The sequence below is a fragment of the Lactonifactor longoviformis genome (assembly GCF_042848515.1).
Taxonomy (GTDB): Bacteria; Bacillota; Clostridia; order Lachnospirales; family Lachnospiraceae; genus Lactonifactor; species Lactonifactor longoviformis.
Map to the genome: position 1 here is coordinate 354,789 of NZ_AP031453.1, position 14,301 is coordinate 369,089.

Genomic DNA, 14,301 nt, shown 5'->3' on the forward strand with positions numbered 1-14,301 from the left:
CCTCCTCCTATTTTAGTTTTGAAACAATCTCCTCCAATACCGTGTCACAGCCGATTCCGGTAATGAGGGAAATTGCATTTACAACTTCTACGGGGTAATCGCCCCCCAGATAAGTGGTAGAGACAATCAAATCAATTCCATCCAGATTAGAGTCAATGGAAGTGGGGGTACAGCGCCTGGTCTGTACATTCAGTCCTGCTGCAGTACAGGCCTCAATGACCCGGTTCTCTGCCACTGCCGAAGTGATGCCGCCTGTTCCACACACAAACAATACATGTTTCATAAGATAATCCTCCTTTAAAATTTGTAAAAAACCAAGTATTTATTTGGATAGTATCATTAAAATTGGATAAAGTCAATAATTTATTGTAAAAACAAAGAAAAATAATTGGCGTGCTTTAGTCAATATGACATTATGAAATGAGAAAATAAGATGGAAATGGTATAATGTGTATTAAAAGTTCCCTAACGATAGGGAAACTGTTTGGTATTTTAAATATAAAATGCGGATGATATAGTGTAGATGTAAACAAGATGCACATCTGCAAGGGGACAACCTAAGGAGAGACGCGTATGGAGAATCTGAATAAGAGGCAGCTGGAGTTTGTCAGACTGCTGCTGGAGGAAAAAGAGTACAGGTCTATTCAGTATTTTGCACAAAAACTGGAAGTATCTGATAAGACGCTGCAGGAGGATCTGAAGACCATTCGGGGGGAACTGAAGCTGTACGGAGCGGGAATTCTTGCAAAAACCGGAAAGGGGATTCTTGCGGACGAAGGGATCAGGCATAACATGGATCTGCTCAATCATCTGCATGCAGGGAACCAGCCCCGGAAGTGGAACTCGTCAGAGCGCCGGAATAACATACTGAAAAATCTCCTGCTTCATTCCGGAACTGCCACCTCTGTACAAAAGCTCTCAGATTCCTACTATGTAGGAAAAGCGAGTATCGTAAATGATCTCAAGTATGTAGAGGAGTGGATTGCACCGTATCATTTATCCCTGGTGAAGAACAAAAAAGGCACACAGATTGCCGGCAGGGAAAAGGACATCCGGGAGGCCATCACTGCAGTGATCCATCTGGACGAGGTAACACTGCAGAATCTTCTGGAGATCTTTCAGCCGGAAGAAATTGCATTTGTGGAGGCTCTTTTGGAAGACCTGAAACTGGATACCAGCGACATCTATTATAAAAACCTGCTCACACACATTCTTATCTGCATCCAGAGAGTCAGAAGCGGAAGAAAGGTGCGTACAGCCCAGAGAGAAACCGTATTCAGTGCAAAGGCGGCAAGGCAATACCAGAGGGCAGAGAATATTTCTGCAAAGATCAAGGAACGTTACGGTATTAACATTGGGGAGGATGAAACCTTCTACATATACCAGTATATCAGTTCCCTGGGCACAGTGGATGAGACACCTGGGTGGGGCGGGGAATCGGACAGCAAAAGTGATGAGGTTGCGGCTGTGCTGACAGAATATATGACAGATATTCTGGATATGGAGGTTCGCAATGAGGACATGCTTCTACAGGGTCTTATGATGCATATCAGACCTCTGCTGAACCGCCTGGAGTACAACATAAAGATTGCTAATCCGCTGTTGGAGGAGATGCAGATGAGTTACCCGCAGATGGTGGGCATCTGCCAGATTGTATGCGGCATGATCTGTGAGAGATATGGGCTGAAGGAAATCAGCCTGGATGAGATTGCGAATATTGCGACTTATTATCAGACACTTATGGTGAAGCAGACTTCTCTGGTGAATGTTCTGGTGGTATGCCACAGCGGTTACGGCACCTCACAGCTGCTGAGCGCAAGGCTGCAGCAGGAATTCCCAAACTTTAACATCCTGGACGTGATTCCCTCCAGAAAGCTTAGCTCTTTTGATTTAAAACAGGCGGATCTGGTAATCTCCACAGTCCCTGTGGATGCTGCGGCAGTCCCCTATCTGGTAGTGTCCTCTTTTTTGACCAATCGGGATATCAGCGCTATAAGAAATAATGTGTATCTCCGGGAACAGAGAGTAAAGATTAATTACGGATTACTGGAAAGTCTGCTTCCGGGAGGACACATAACCTTTGGAAACTGGAACGGCGCCAGAGAAAGAGGGCGAAAGATATGCGAAGCTTACCTTCTGCCTCAGTGCCTGGCGGTGGTCTGGAAGGGACGTAAGGATAAGACCGAAGTATTTTTAACCATTGACAGGGACAACAAGATGCTGAGACTGGACCTGCTGCCCGGAAAGGCGGAGGAGCAAAAAGAACTGTTCCGGGAGCTTTACCGCCTTTCTTTAGAGGAAGTTAATCTACGGACACTTATGCAGTGCAGGTCACAGGAGGAAGTTCAAAAATATCTCAGGCAGGGGGTGTGCAAAAAATGAAGGATCAGTCAATTCTTCCGGAAGAGAATATAATCCTTGAAAGCGGCTGCCTGTCGAAAGAGGATGTGATTGCCTGTGCTGTGGGACTTGTTCTGAGAAATTGCAGCGAAATGGAGAAAGAGAAGCTGGAACAGGAAATATGGGAACGGGAGCGACTGGCTTATACAGGGATTGGCAGCCATATTGCCCTGGTCCATGCAGAATCAGTTACTGTCCATTGTCCGGTGACCGCGTGTATCAGGCTTAAAGAATATGTGGACTGGGCCCCGGGGAAAGCCTATCCTCCCCAGCATAGGATGGTGAAACTTGTTTTTGTATTTGCAGTACCAAAAGAAGAATGCCCGGAGACAGAAACTTTAAAGGATATGGTACGCAGGCTGGGGAAAAAGGAAACCGTGGAAAGGCTAATGCATGCAAAACAAAGCCGGGAGATTATGGGAATATTTCAGTAGAGGAGGATAATTATGGTAAGAGAAAAGGTAACAATAATTTCAAAGGAAGGTCTGCATGCACGCCCTGCGGACACCCTCATTAAACTTGCGAATCAGTTTGTCTCAAAGATAGAGATTGTGTGTGGGGAGGATAAAACAATTAATGCAAAGTCTATTCTGCATGTGCTGGGAGCAGGCATTGACTGTGGGGCAGAGGTTGAAGTGGTCTGCAACGGTGAGGATGAGCAGGAGGCCAGTAAAACAATTGTCCAGGCAATAAAAGACGGTCTGGATGAGTAAAGAGGATTGGGGTGAATCTATGCAGGGAACAGGAGTATCTAAGGGACTGTGCCTGGCGAAGGTAATTGTATTAAAGGAAAGCCCGATTCCACTGGACGGCACATGGAAAGGATATGAAGAGGAAAAAAGACTATTTCTAAGTGCGGCAAAGGATATCTATGAAAAAACAAGAACGCTGGCCGAAAAAACCAGACAGTCCATTGGAAAGGAAGAGGCTGCTATCTTCGAGGCTCACTGCTCCATCCTCAGGGATGAAGAACTGATTCGTCCCATCGTGGAGGAGATGCAAAAGGGAAAAACAGCAGTCAGAGCAGTCGAAGAGGTTATAGAAGGGCATGTTCGTACCTTTCAGGGAATGGAAAATGAATATATGCGGCAGCGTGCTGGTGACCTTCTGGATCTTAAGGTACAGCTGCAGAGGTGTATTTTAGGTATTTCAATGCCGGATCTGAGTGAACTGAAAGAGGATGTGGTCATTATTTCCAGGGATATTCCCCCTTCGGTTACCGGAAGTATGGATTTGGACCATGTAGCCGGTATGGTAATGGAAGGAGGGGGAAGGACCTCCCACACGTCGATACTTGCCAGAACTTTGGAAATTCCGGCTGTGGTAGGAGTCAAAGGGATTTTAGATTATGCCAAGACCGGGGTTCTCGCGGCAGTGGACGGGGAGCTGGGGAAAGTATATCTCAACCCCTCCAAAGAGACTTGCCGGGAGTTCCGGGATAAGATTGCCCGGGAAAAAGAGAGAAATGAGGAAAGGCAGAGGCTGGTCAAACTGCCGTGCCGGACCGAAGACGGGCAGGAGATAACACTGTATGGAAATATCGGGACACCTGGGGAGACGGAAAGGGCTGTGCGCTGCGGTGCAAAGGGGATTGGGCTTTTGCGGTCTGAGTTCCTGTATCTCTCAAGGAACAGGATTCCCCAGGAAGAAGAACAGTACCAGGTATACGCCGGTGTACTGGAAGCTATGGGGGATGCTCCGGTTATCATCCGTACGCTGGACATAGGGGGGGATAAGGAAGTGCCTGCCCTGGGACTGGAAAAGGAGGAAAATCCATTTCTGGGGCTTCGGGCCATCCGCCTGTGCAGGGCGGAGCAGGAGTTATTTAAGACCCAGATAAGGGCACTGCTCCGTGCTTCGGAAAAAGGAAATCTTCACATTATGTTTCCCATGATTTCTTCTCTGGAAGAATTGAGGTGGGCCAAAGAAACCGTTGGACAGTGCCGGGAACAGCTGATCAGAGAAGGCGTTGCAGTAAAAGATAAGATTCCTATGGGGATTATGGTTGAAATTCCCTCAACAGCCGTTATGGCTGAGGCCTTTGCAGAGGAATGCGATTTCTTCTCCATCGGTACAAACGACCTGATCCAGTACACTCTGGCAGTGGACAGGGGAAATGACAGGGTTTCCCAGCTGTATTCTTTTTACCACCCCTCGGTTCTCCGGTTAATCCGGCATGCCATTGAGGGAGCTCATGAAAAAGGGATTTTGTGTGGAATGTGCGGGGAGGCTGCCGGGGATAAAAAGATGATTCCTCTTCTGATTGGTCTGGGTCTGGATGAGTTCAGCATGTCTCCAGGTTCGCTGCTGGATGCCAGGAAATTAATCCGAAGGCTCGACAGCAGTGAGTGCAAAGCGCTGGCAGGGCAGATCACAGGGCTGAAAACGGCGGCAGAGATTGAGCAGCTTCTGGACGGATACCTGAAGAAGAAAGAGGAGGAGCATGAACAAGAACTATAAATCTATTTTTTTGTCAGATATTGACGGGACCCTGTCGGATCACAATTTTTACATCCATCCGAAGGTGATAGCCGCGGCTGCAGATTATATGGATTCCGGGGGTATCCTGGTATTAAGCACGGGACGGGCGCCTGTTGCCACAGAGCAGGTGGCAAGGCTCATGAATATTACACATCCCTGCATCGTATACAGCGGAGCCGGAATCTATGATTTTATCCAGGGCAAACTGCTGTGGAGCAGCCCTATGGGGGAAGAAGTTCTGGCGGCAGTGCAGTATGTGCTGGAGCAGTATACGGATGTAAGTGTCCAGGTCTTTACAGATGATGAGATCTATCTGCTGCAAAGCAATGACATCCTGGACCAGAAGGCAGTGAGGGCAGAGCGGGGGATCCGTATCCCGGAGGTATCCCTTGTAAAAGGCAGGATATTAAAGATACTGCTGACCGGAGCCGATGCGGTGGCTTTAGAGACATGCGGAACATGGCCCGTCTGGAAGGGGACAACTTATAGATTTGCCAGCCGGCATTTTGTGGAAATTGTCTCGGATCATACGGACAAAAGCGTAGCTATGGCAGAGCTTTTGCGGTTGTATGACATGAATCCGGGGCAGACATTTGCAGCGGGGGATGCAATGACCGATTATACTATGCTGGCCTGCAGCAGGTATTCCTTTGTACCGGCCAATGCCCCGGAAAAACTGAAAAAAACCGGAAGCAGGATCATTGAGGTACCCGAGCAGGGAGGCATGGCAGCAGCGTTTCAGCTGGCGCAGGAATATAACGAAAAAGGAGAGATATTATGGGAAGAACAGTAAAATTAATGGTGGCCTGTGGATCAGGTATAGCAACATCAACGCATGCAGCGTCGATGGTACAGGAATATATGGAGGAACGGCACATTCCCGTATCCATTATGACATGCAGCGTACAGGACCTTGCAAACCGGTTAAGCGGATGTGATGTGATTCTGAGTACAGCTCAGGTTTCCTTTGAATCCGGGCTGCCTGTGTTTAATGGTGTGCCCCTGCTGACAGGAGTGGGGGATGATGAGCTGCTGGAAGAGCTGGCAGCCAAGATTCTGGAAATCTCGAATACAGCTGTTTAAAAGGAAAAGGAAAGGAGAAAGCGTTTATGGTTGATGTGATTACTAAAGTAACAAGTGCGCTGACAAGTCTGGGGGCATCGGTGTTAATACCCATTTTCATCTTTATTATGTGTATGGTGTTCGGCGCAAAGTTCAAAAAATCTTTGATGGCAGGGCTTACCTTTGGTGCCGCTTATATAGGGCTGAATCTGATCATAGGCCTGCTCATCTCTACTGTGAGTCCGATGGTAGATATTATGGTGGAGAACTGGGGAATTAAAAATGATATTTTAGATGTGGGCTGGGCGGTTGGATCTGCCATTGCATACAGCACCACCTGCGGAGCTTTGATTATCCTAGTTTCCCTTGGAGTTAATATTTTAATGCTGTCAACTAGACTCACGAAGACGTTAAATGTGGATATCTGGAATTTCTGGAATCACGCGTTTACCGCATCCGTAGTGTATATCATTTCTGGAAATTTAATTGTCGGATTGATTGCGGGCGGAATTCATGCGGCGTTCTGTCTGGTGATGGCAGACCGGACGGCAAAAAGAGTCCAGGCATTTTACAATGTGCCGGGCGTGTCTATCCCTCACGGGTGGGCAGTAACCAGTGTACCAATTATAGCCGGAGTGAACTGGCTGCTGGACCGTATACCCGGAGTTAAGAATATCAACTGGGACGAAAAACATATTCAGGAAAAATGGGGAATTTTTGGAAGTCCTCTTGTACTGGGAACGGTTCTGGGGCTGATTCTGGGGTGCCTGGCCGGATATTGGAGTGATATCCCTCTGCTGCTAAGCTCTGCCATATCCATTGGCGCGGTTATGATGATTATACCTAAATTTATAGCCTTGTTTATGGAGTCTCTGACCGTAGTTTCAGATGCGGCTAAGAAGTTTATGAAAAAGCATTTCGGAGATCGGGAGTTTTATGTAGGCTTGGATTCTGCCATCCTTATCGGGCACCCAACTACAGTAGCCGCGGGAATAATCCTGATTCCGGTTGTTCTGGTACTGGCAGTGATCCTTCCGGGCAACCGGGTGCTTCCCTTCGGCGATCTGGCATCCCTGGCTTACTTTGTAGCTTTGGTTCCCTGTCTCAGCAAGGGAAATCTTTTCCGCTCTCTGATCTGCGGGATTGTAATCATGAGCGTGGTAATGCTTATCTGTACAAGCTTTGGTTCCTCAATGACCACCATGGCAGTACAGGCGGGATATACCATTCCTGACGGGGCAGTTAACATCACCGCACTTTCGGCAGGTAACTGGCTGACTTGGATCCTGTCAAAAATCGCAGCTATTTTTTAAAATGGCGGGCAAGGCTTTGATATAAAAAGGAGGAAACCATGAAAGCAGCAGTATATTACACCAATGCAGATGTCCGGGTAGAGGAAATGCCTAAACCGACAGCAGGGGAGGGAGAAATTGTTGTAAAGACCAATACCTGCGGAGTTTGCGTTGCAGATACCATGGAATGGTATAACAAACCAAAAGCCCCTGTTGTCCTGGGACATGAAGCAGTGGGAGTGATTGAAGAAACTGGAGAAAATGTGGAGGAATTTCAGGTGGGGGACCGGGTGTTTGTGCATCATCATGTTGCCTGCATGAATTGTGAGGAGTGCCGGAAAGGAAAGTATACTCTCTGCCGTCAGTTTAAAGCAACGAACTATAAACCGGGCGGATTTGCCGAGTATTTCAAAGCCGGACGGAGCCATGTTAAGACAGACACGTTAAAGCTGCCTGACAGTATGAGCTTTGAGGAGGCAGCTCTGATCGAACCCCTGGCATGTGCGCTTCACGGGATTGAGCGACTTAATGTACAGCCCTCTGACCGGATTGCAGTTATTGGTGCGGGAACTATAGGGTTGATGCTGATTGAGTCCCTGAAAGCCTACGGGGTAACCGACATTGTGGCCTATGAGATGATTCCGTGGAGGCAGAAAATGGCGGAGAAAAAGGGAGCAAGGGCGGTCCGTGGAGCGGATGCGGATCTGGACAAAGAGCTGGAGTGCCTGAAAGAAACATTTGGATGGAATCAGTTTGACAAAGTGTGTGTCATGGCAAAAGATATTAAGGCCATGGAGATGGGTCTGAAGCTCACAGGAAAGGGAGGAAAATTATTATTGTTCGCTACCCCGGCCCCGGAAGAATATGTAAAGTTTTACGTAAGCCAGGCGTTTTTTAAAGAGCTGGAGGTGCTGCTTACTTATTCCGCAAATCACAACAACACCCGTGAGGCATTGCGGCTCATAGACAGTAAAAAAGTGGATGCAAAATCCTATATTACCCATAGGTATGCTCTGAATGAATTGGATAAGGCGATTGCCCAGACCATAGGACGGGGAGAATGCCTGAAATGTATTGTTAAAGTTGAAGAATCGGAAGAAGGCGAAGTATGAGTTATCAGATAACTATGGAAAATAAGGTTGCTGTAGTAACCGGAGCAGCTCAGGGAATTGGAGCCGCAATAGCTGCAAAGTATGCTGAAGCGGGAGCGCAGGTTGTAATTCTGGATGTCTGCCCGGAATCCTGTGCGGCAGAGCTTCTGCAGGGACTCTCTAAGTATGGAAAAAAGGCGGCGTACTATCTCTGTGATGTCTCAGACAGCCCGGCAGTTGCAGCTGTATTTGCAGATGTGGTTCACAGATTTGGGCGTATCGATATTCTGGTAAACAATGCAGGTGTGGTGGCTGATTGGGACAAAAGCTACGCCATTAACGCAAAGGGGACCTATTATTGCTCTGAGGCGGCTAAGCCATACCTGGAAAAAACAAAAGGAACTATTATTATCCTGACATCAGCTTCTGTGTTCAGCGGAGGTACAGGGATTCCCCAGTATGTAACCACAAAAGCAGGCAGCTATGCATTGACCCTGTTTCTGGCAAGAGAATATGCCAAAGCCGGCATCCGGGTCAACGGCATAGCCCCGGCTGTTATTATGAGCAAGATGCTTGTAGAGCGGTTTGGATCTGAGGAGGCAGCCCGGGAACATTACAAGACAGTAATGCCTCTGGGGAGAATGGGGGAGCCTGAGGATATTGCCAACATTGCCCTGTTTTTGTCCTGTGAGCTCTCCGAATACCTGTGCGGAGAAGTGATAATCGCAGACGGAGGCAGAATGCATATTGGTTAGCAGAGAGGAGATTGCTATGAATTTTGATAAAGACTTGAAGGACTTGACGGATATCCCTGCACTGAGCGGGCATGAGGACAAAATGATTGACTATGTCCTGGAGAAGCTCAGGAAGACCTGTCAAAGGATTCACGTAGACAAGCTGGGAAATATTACTGCAACCTATCCGGGGACAGAGAAGGACGGGACGTCTATTGCATTTTTTGCTCACATGGACGAAGTGGGATTGATTGTCAGGAAAATAGAAGACAACGGATTTCTGAGGCTTGAGCGGGTGGGAGGGGTTCCTGAAAAGGTACTGCCCGCAGCATTTTTGGAGGTACATACACTGGATGAAACAAAGTCATACAGGGGGGTGGTGGGGAATACTTCCCATCATCTGACACCGGCCGACAAAAAGTTTGCTGTCACAACTATTTCTGAACTCTATGTGGATCTGGGCTGCAAATCAAAAGAAGAGGTTTTGGAAAAGGGGGTTGCCGTTGGCAGCGTTGTGACCTACCTGCCTAATTATACGAGCCTGGGTAATTATGTGGCATCTAAATCACTGGATGACAGAATGGGAATTTATGCACTGCTTAGTATGGCAGAGAAATTAGATCAGAGAGAACATAAGGCCGATGTGCATCTTATATTTACCGTTCAGGAAGAATTCAATATCCGTTCTTCAACTCCGACCTTTCACAGATTACAGCCGGATGCAGCTATCTGTGTAGATATTTCTCCTGCCTGCGATACGCCGGAATTAAAAGGAAGGTATGAGATGGAGCTTGATAAAGGGGTTGCCATTATGTATATGAACTTCCACGGAAGAGGCACGCTGGGAGGGCTGCTGCCCAACCCCAAACTGAACGCGTTCCTGGAAGAGACAGCGAAAGAAGAGGGACTGAAATGCCAGAAAGAAGTGGTCATCGGGGTGATCACTGATGATGCGTTTACTCAGCTGGCGGGAACTGAGGGAATCCCCATGGCCCACTTATCGATTCCTTTACGCTACACCCATTCCCTTGTTGAAGTGGCCAGCCGGCAGGATATTGAAGATTGTATTGCTCTTATGATGGCGGCTGCCTGCAGATTCAGCAGACAGGTGGATCTTACCAGAGGCATCAAAAAATAATATATAATAAAGGAGAATTTATTATGGGAAAAAAATGGACAGAAGAAGTGCTGGGAACAGACAAACCAATTATCGCTATGTGTCATTTTATGGCACTTCCGGGAGACCCGGGATTTGACAAAGCCGGCGGCATGGAGGCCGTGATTAAACGGGCCAGAGAGGAGATGCTGGCACTGCAGAAGGGCGGAGTGGATGCAATTATGTTTTCCAATGAGTTCAGCCTGCCTTATCTCACGGATGTGAGAACAGAGACGGTAGCGGCCATGGCCCGGGTGATCGGGGAGCTGAAATCAGATCTGGATATCCCATTCGGGGTTAATGTGCTGTGGGATCCTGCAAAGTCTCTGGACCTGGCAGTGGCGACAGGCGCAAAGTTTGTCCGCGAAATTTTTACAGGTGTATATGCAAGTGACTTTGGCCTGTGGAATACAAACTGTGGTACAGTTGTAAGACACCAGCACGAGATTGGTGCGGAGGATGTAAAGCTGTTATTCAATATTGTACCGGAGGCTGCCAAGTATATTCAGAGAGAAGATATCAGCCAGATCGCTAAGAGCACGGTGTTTAACTGCAAGCCGGACGCACTGTGTGTGTCAGGACTGACTGCAGGGGCGGCAACCGATTCCCAGGTGCTTGAAACTGTAAAAAATGAGGTGCCGGATACGATTGTATTTGCAAACACAGGGGTGCGGATCAATAATGTAAAGGAGCAATTAAAAATAGCAGACGGTGCAGTGGTAGGCACCACCTTCAAGAAGGACGGAAAATTCGAGAATCCGGCAGACGAGGCACGTGTAAAAGAATTTATGGATGTTGTAAAAGAATTCAGAGCCACATTGTAAAGGCGGGGAGGCAGATAATAATGAAGATTCTGCCGTCAGTGGCATCTGCCAATCAGCTGTGCCTGGGCAAAGAGATAGAAGCGCTGGGAGGCCATAAGTATCTGCATTTTGATATTGAGGACGGCAATTTTGTCCCGAATATAACGTTCGGTATGAAAACCATTCGGGCGGTTGTGTCAAAATATGATAAGATATGGGATGCCCATCTTATGGTCACAAACCCTTTGATGTATATAGAGGAGCTGGGGGAAGCGGGATGCAGTGCAGCCGCATTTCACTGGGAATCCACGGGTTACCCCCTGCGGGTGATCCATAAGATAAAGAGAATGGGGATGAAGGCAGGAATTGCGCTGAATCCAAATACGCCTGCAAATGTCCTTAAGCCGTATCTCGACCGGCTGGACTATATTTTAATTATGACCTCTGAACCAGACGGCGAGGGCGATCTGTTTCAGAATGAGATGATTAAAAAAGTAGAATGCCTGGCCAGGTTATGCGGCCCTCAGACAGAGATTATAGCAGACGGGGGAATTGCTGAAAAAGAATTCCTCTGTCTGAAAAAAGCAGGGGCCACAGGGGCTGTGATGGGGCGGACTATTTTTGCATCAGAACATCCTTGTGATACCATAGAAACATTCAGTAATTTATACCCGGGGACACACCACAGTACTTGCCCTGGGCACTGACATACGGATTTGCCGTATGATAAAGTATAAGGGGGAAGATTATGCCGTTAAAAGAGGCTTTAAGCAGAGAAACCTGCTACGTAGGTGTGAGCGGGGAGAGCAGCGAGGAAGTGCTGCGTACTTTATCTGAGCGTCTGTTTCAGCTTGGGCTGGTAACAGAGGAATACGGAACAAATGTAATAATGAGGGAACAGAAATATCCTACAGGACTTCCCTTAGAAGGCCGTAAGGTGGCTATCCCCCATACGGATGCTGTATATGTAAAGGAAACCAGAATCTGTGTGGCTGTACTAAAACACCCGGTAGAATTCCAGGTTATGGGCAGCGGCTCAGGAGATACGGTAGCAGTAGAGATTGTGATTATGCTGGCCATCAAAGAGCAGAAAGCCCAGCTTGGGGTATTGAAAGATCTAATTAATTTAGTGGTCCAGAATGGAACGATGATTGAACAGTTGATTGGGGCTGGGGATGGAGATGAGGTGTATGATATTTTGACATCTTATCTATAGATATTTGGGATTTAGGAGTGTAGCGCTTGGACTTCAGCTTAAAGTGATTCAAGTCGGAAAGTGTGAGGTGGCGGGGGACGGTGAGAGGACTCCCGCGGCAGCGGGCCGGCTGGTTCGGACAGGAGGAAGGCTTAAGTTCCGGGGACACCTCCGTCGTGAAGAGAGTCTAAGACAAAACCGGAATCCCCGCAGGAGCACCGTTCGTATGTGCAAAGAATGCTTGATGTGCATTCTCTGCCCATGCTCACTTTTTTTCGGCCCTGACTGCCGAAAAAATCTCCTGCGGGAATCCCGGTTTTGCCTAAGACTCTCTACTCACTCCTGCGGAATCGTCCCCGGAACTTAAGCCTTCCTCCCGCCCAACCCAGCCAGCCCGCTGCCGCGGGAGTCCTCTCACCTGGGTATGGGGAAGTTCCAGGGGGTTCGCTATTTATCCAAAACATCAAGCGGACAATAGTGCGAAATAAGAGGAAAAGTGTACAACTCTCAACCTTTCCCCCCGTTTTCCATATGCCTGAAGTGAGGGTAAACCAGGTCAAGGGAGGGGGTCTTGGCGCCGAGGACAGGCAGGGACAATACGTAGATCTGCGTAGACTACGGAGTGCGTCCGAAGATCAACTGCCAGCGGTCACTTAGGAGCGAAGGCTCTCCTGAGCTTCTTAGTGAACGGCTAGGCAGTTAGCTGAGGAGAAACGCAGTAGCAAGTAGATCTACGTATTGTCCCTGCCTGTCCTCGGCGCCAAGACCCCCTCCCTTGACCGTCCGTCAGCGACGCTCTGCTCGCCGACTCTATACCTCCGAACTTTAGGCATATAAACTATTATTTATCAGCCGTCCTCCTATAGATATTCGCCAGCACAGCCCCGGATGTATTATGCCATATACTAAAGACAGCCCCAGGTATGGTCGCCAGGGGATACTGCGCAAAGTGTGTGGATGCCAGAGACGTTGCCAGGCCAGCGTTCTGCATGCCTACTTCAATAGAGACGGCTCTGCATTTTCGGGTATCCAGTTTCAGGGCCTTGCCTACGGCATAGCCGGAGGCATATCCCAGAAGATTGTGCAGGACAACGACGAAGCCAATGACAAGACCCGACGTCATGATTTTGGAGGCATTATCGGACACTACTGCGGCAACAATAGCAACAATAGCGGTTGTGGAGATGAGCGGCAGGATCTCCACAATTTTCTCTGTCACGGCTTTAAAAAAGTGATGGATGATAAAGCCGCCTGCGATGGGTATGACAACAACTTTAAGGATAGATAAAAACATGCTTAGAACATTAACCTCTACTCTGGTGCCCGCAAAGAGATAGGTCAGGGGAGGGGTTAGAAAGGGTGCGAGTAAGGTGGAAACACTGGTCATGCCCACGGAGAGCGCTACATCTCCTTTGGAGAGATACGTCATTACGTTGGATGAGGTCCCTCCCGGACATGTCCCCACGAGGATTACGCCTATGGCCAGATCTGTGGGAAGAGAAAAAAACCTGGTCAGCAAAAATGCCAGAAGAGGCATGATGGTAAATTGGGCCAGGCACCCGATGATAACGTCCTTAGGACGGCTGAAAACCACTTTAAAATCATTTGGCTGTAAGGTTAATCCCATGCCGAACATGACAACGCCCAACAGCGTATTGACATAAGCAGTTTTTATAAAACCAAAGGTATCCGGAGTGAAGAGAGCCAGAGCTGAGACGGCTATTACAATAACCGCCATATAACGGCTGACAAAGCTGGTAATTTTTCTTAAGGTATTCATAAGGGGGTCTCCTTTGACAAAAGTATCTTGTGTGGTTTGCCGGTTAAGTAAGGAACAGAAAGGCCCCTGTCTCTACAAAGAGACAAAGGGCCTAACCTTTGCGATACTGTTTTTATCATAGCAATCTGTGATACGAATGTCAACATGAGGCGTACCAAAAATAAGGCGAAATCTTTATAAAAACCCGCAGCCCAGTTCTTCCAGTTTTTTATCCAGCCAGGGCTTGGAATGCCCTTCTTCGGTTTTTATCATGAGGGGAGTCAGCCGATAATGGCGCTTACCCATAAAACATTTCCGAATAATGCAC

Annotated in this window: 15 protein-coding genes; 13 read left to right on the forward strand and 2 right to left on the reverse strand. The window is 48.0% G+C overall.

From position 1 onward, the window contains the following. Positions 1-7 precede the first annotated feature (7 nt). Complete coding sequence (locus ACGHCT_RS01545) at positions 8-283, reverse strand: hypothetical protein (protein ID WP_154261676.1); 276 nt, start codon at positions 281-283, stop codon at positions 8-10. A gap of 290 nt (positions 284-573) precedes the next feature. Between ACGHCT_RS01545 and ACGHCT_RS01550 the strand changes: the two genes are divergently transcribed. Genes ACGHCT_RS01550 through ACGHCT_RS01610 form a run of 13 tightly spaced genes read left to right on the forward strand, consistent with a single transcriptional unit; the run spans position 574 to position 12,235 of the window. After that, a complete protein-coding gene (locus ACGHCT_RS01550; protein WP_390437818.1) occupies positions 574-2,382 on the forward strand; it encodes a BglG family transcription antiterminator in 1,809 nt (602 codons plus the stop codon). Next, on the forward strand, positions 2,379-2,834 hold the full coding sequence (locus ACGHCT_RS01555; protein WP_390437821.1) for a PTS sugar transporter subunit IIA: 456 nt from the start codon (positions 2,379-2,381) through the stop codon (positions 2,832-2,834). The genes ACGHCT_RS01550 and ACGHCT_RS01555 overlap by 4 nt, the downstream gene beginning before the upstream one ends. Positions 2,835-2,846: 12 nt before the next feature. Continuing rightward, positions 2,847-3,113: an HPr family phosphocarrier protein gene (locus ACGHCT_RS01560; RefSeq protein ID WP_154261673.1), complete on the forward strand. Its 267-nt coding sequence runs from the start codon at positions 2,847-2,849 to the stop codon at positions 3,111-3,113. Further along, positions 3,106-4,860: a phosphoenolpyruvate--protein phosphotransferase gene (gene ptsP / locus ACGHCT_RS01565; protein WP_390437823.1), complete on the forward strand. Its 1,755-nt coding sequence runs from the start codon at positions 3,106-3,108 to the stop codon at positions 4,858-4,860. Before ACGHCT_RS01560 ends, ptsP begins: the two co-directional genes overlap by 8 nt. After that, entirely contained in the window at positions 4,844-5,674 is an 831-nt protein-coding gene (locus ACGHCT_RS01570; protein WP_390437826.1) for an HAD hydrolase family protein, read from the forward strand. Before ptsP ends, ACGHCT_RS01570 begins: the two co-directional genes overlap by 17 nt. Then, on the forward strand, positions 5,659-5,964 hold the full coding sequence (locus ACGHCT_RS01575) for a PTS sugar transporter subunit IIB (RefSeq protein ID WP_154261670.1): 306 nt from the start codon (positions 5,659-5,661) through the stop codon (positions 5,962-5,964). Before ACGHCT_RS01570 ends, ACGHCT_RS01575 begins: the two co-directional genes overlap by 16 nt. Before the next feature lie 26 nt (positions 5,965-5,990). Then, a complete protein-coding gene (locus ACGHCT_RS01580) occupies positions 5,991-7,256 on the forward strand; it encodes a PTS galactitol transporter subunit IIC (RefSeq protein WP_154261669.1) in 1,266 nt (421 codons plus the stop codon). Positions 7,257-7,294: 38 nt separating this feature from the next. Beyond that, a complete protein-coding gene (locus ACGHCT_RS01585; RefSeq protein WP_154261668.1) occupies positions 7,295-8,347 on the forward strand; it encodes an alcohol dehydrogenase catalytic domain-containing protein in 1,053 nt (350 codons plus the stop codon). Beyond that, positions 8,344-9,081: an SDR family NAD(P)-dependent oxidoreductase gene (locus ACGHCT_RS01590; protein WP_154261667.1), complete on the forward strand. Its 738-nt coding sequence runs from the start codon at positions 8,344-8,346 to the stop codon at positions 9,079-9,081. The genes ACGHCT_RS01585 and ACGHCT_RS01590 overlap by 4 nt, the downstream gene beginning before the upstream one ends. 16 nt (positions 9,082-9,097) lie before the next feature. After that, positions 9,098-10,198, forward strand: coding sequence for a M42 family metallopeptidase (locus ACGHCT_RS01595; protein ID WP_390437832.1), 1,101 nt, complete (start codon positions 9,098-9,100; stop codon positions 10,196-10,198). Positions 10,199-10,221: 23 nt separating this feature from the next. Next, entirely contained in the window at positions 10,222-11,040 is an 819-nt protein-coding gene (locus ACGHCT_RS01600) for a BtpA/SgcQ family protein (RefSeq protein WP_390437835.1), read from the forward strand. Between the two features lie 20 nt (positions 11,041-11,060). Then, positions 11,061-11,726, forward strand: coding sequence for a ribulose-phosphate 3-epimerase (locus ACGHCT_RS01605; protein ID WP_390437838.1), 666 nt, complete (start codon positions 11,061-11,063; stop codon positions 11,724-11,726). 41 nt (positions 11,727-11,767) lie between these two features. Then, positions 11,768-12,235 carry a PTS sugar transporter subunit IIA gene (locus ACGHCT_RS01610; RefSeq protein ID WP_154261663.1) on the forward strand — a complete coding sequence of 156 codons (468 nt, stop codon included), beginning with the start codon at positions 11,768-11,770 and terminating at the stop codon, positions 12,233-12,235. An 820-nt stretch (positions 12,236-13,055) separates the two neighbouring features. On the opposite strand, the gene ACGHCT_RS01615 is transcribed toward ACGHCT_RS01610, so the two are convergent. Further along, positions 13,056-13,994, reverse strand: a complete 939-nt coding sequence (locus ACGHCT_RS01615) for a bile acid:sodium symporter family protein (RefSeq protein WP_390437840.1) — start codon at positions 13,992-13,994, stop codon at positions 13,056-13,058. Between the last annotated feature and the right edge of the window lie 307 nt (positions 13,995-14,301).

Coding starts and splice junctions, on each gene's coding strand:
- ACGHCT_RS01545 (WP_154261676.1), bottom strand. CDS start 283: ATGAAACATGTATTGTTTGTGTGTGGAACAGGCGGCATCACTTCGGCA.
- ACGHCT_RS01555 (WP_390437821.1), top strand. CDS start 2,379: ATGAAGGATCAGTCAATTCTTCCGGAAGAGAATATAATCCTTGAAAGC.
- ACGHCT_RS01580 (WP_154261669.1), top strand. CDS start 5,991: ATGGTTGATGTGATTACTAAAGTAACAAGTGCGCTGACAAGTCTGGGG.
- ACGHCT_RS01600 (WP_390437835.1), top strand. CDS start 10,222: ATGGGAAAAAAATGGACAGAAGAAGTGCTGGGAACAGACAAACCAATT.
- ptsP (WP_390437823.1), top strand. CDS start 3,106: ATGAGTAAAGAGGATTGGGGTGAATCTATGCAGGGAACAGGAGTATCT.
- ACGHCT_RS01605 (WP_390437838.1), top strand. CDS start 11,061: ATGAAGATTCTGCCGTCAGTGGCATCTGCCAATCAGCTGTGCCTGGGC.
- ACGHCT_RS01615 (WP_390437840.1), bottom strand. CDS start 13,994: ATGAATACCTTAAGAAAAATTACCAGCTTTGTCAGCCGTTATATGGCG.
- ACGHCT_RS01585 (WP_154261668.1), top strand. CDS start 7,295: ATGAAAGCAGCAGTATATTACACCAATGCAGATGTCCGGGTAGAGGAA.
- ACGHCT_RS01595 (WP_390437832.1), top strand. CDS start 9,098: ATGAATTTTGATAAAGACTTGAAGGACTTGACGGATATCCCTGCACTG.
- ACGHCT_RS01575 (WP_154261670.1), top strand. CDS start 5,659: ATGGGAAGAACAGTAAAATTAATGGTGGCCTGTGGATCAGGTATAGCA.
- ACGHCT_RS01550 (WP_390437818.1), top strand. CDS start 574: ATGGAGAATCTGAATAAGAGGCAGCTGGAGTTTGTCAGACTGCTGCTG.
- ACGHCT_RS01590 (WP_154261667.1), top strand. CDS start 8,344: ATGAGTTATCAGATAACTATGGAAAATAAGGTTGCTGTAGTAACCGGA.
- ACGHCT_RS01610 (WP_154261663.1), top strand. CDS start 11,768: ATGCCGTTAAAAGAGGCTTTAAGCAGAGAAACCTGCTACGTAGGTGTG.
- ACGHCT_RS01560 (WP_154261673.1), top strand. CDS start 2,847: ATGGTAAGAGAAAAGGTAACAATAATTTCAAAGGAAGGTCTGCATGCA.
- ACGHCT_RS01570 (WP_390437826.1), top strand. CDS start 4,844: ATGAACAAGAACTATAAATCTATTTTTTTGTCAGATATTGACGGGACC.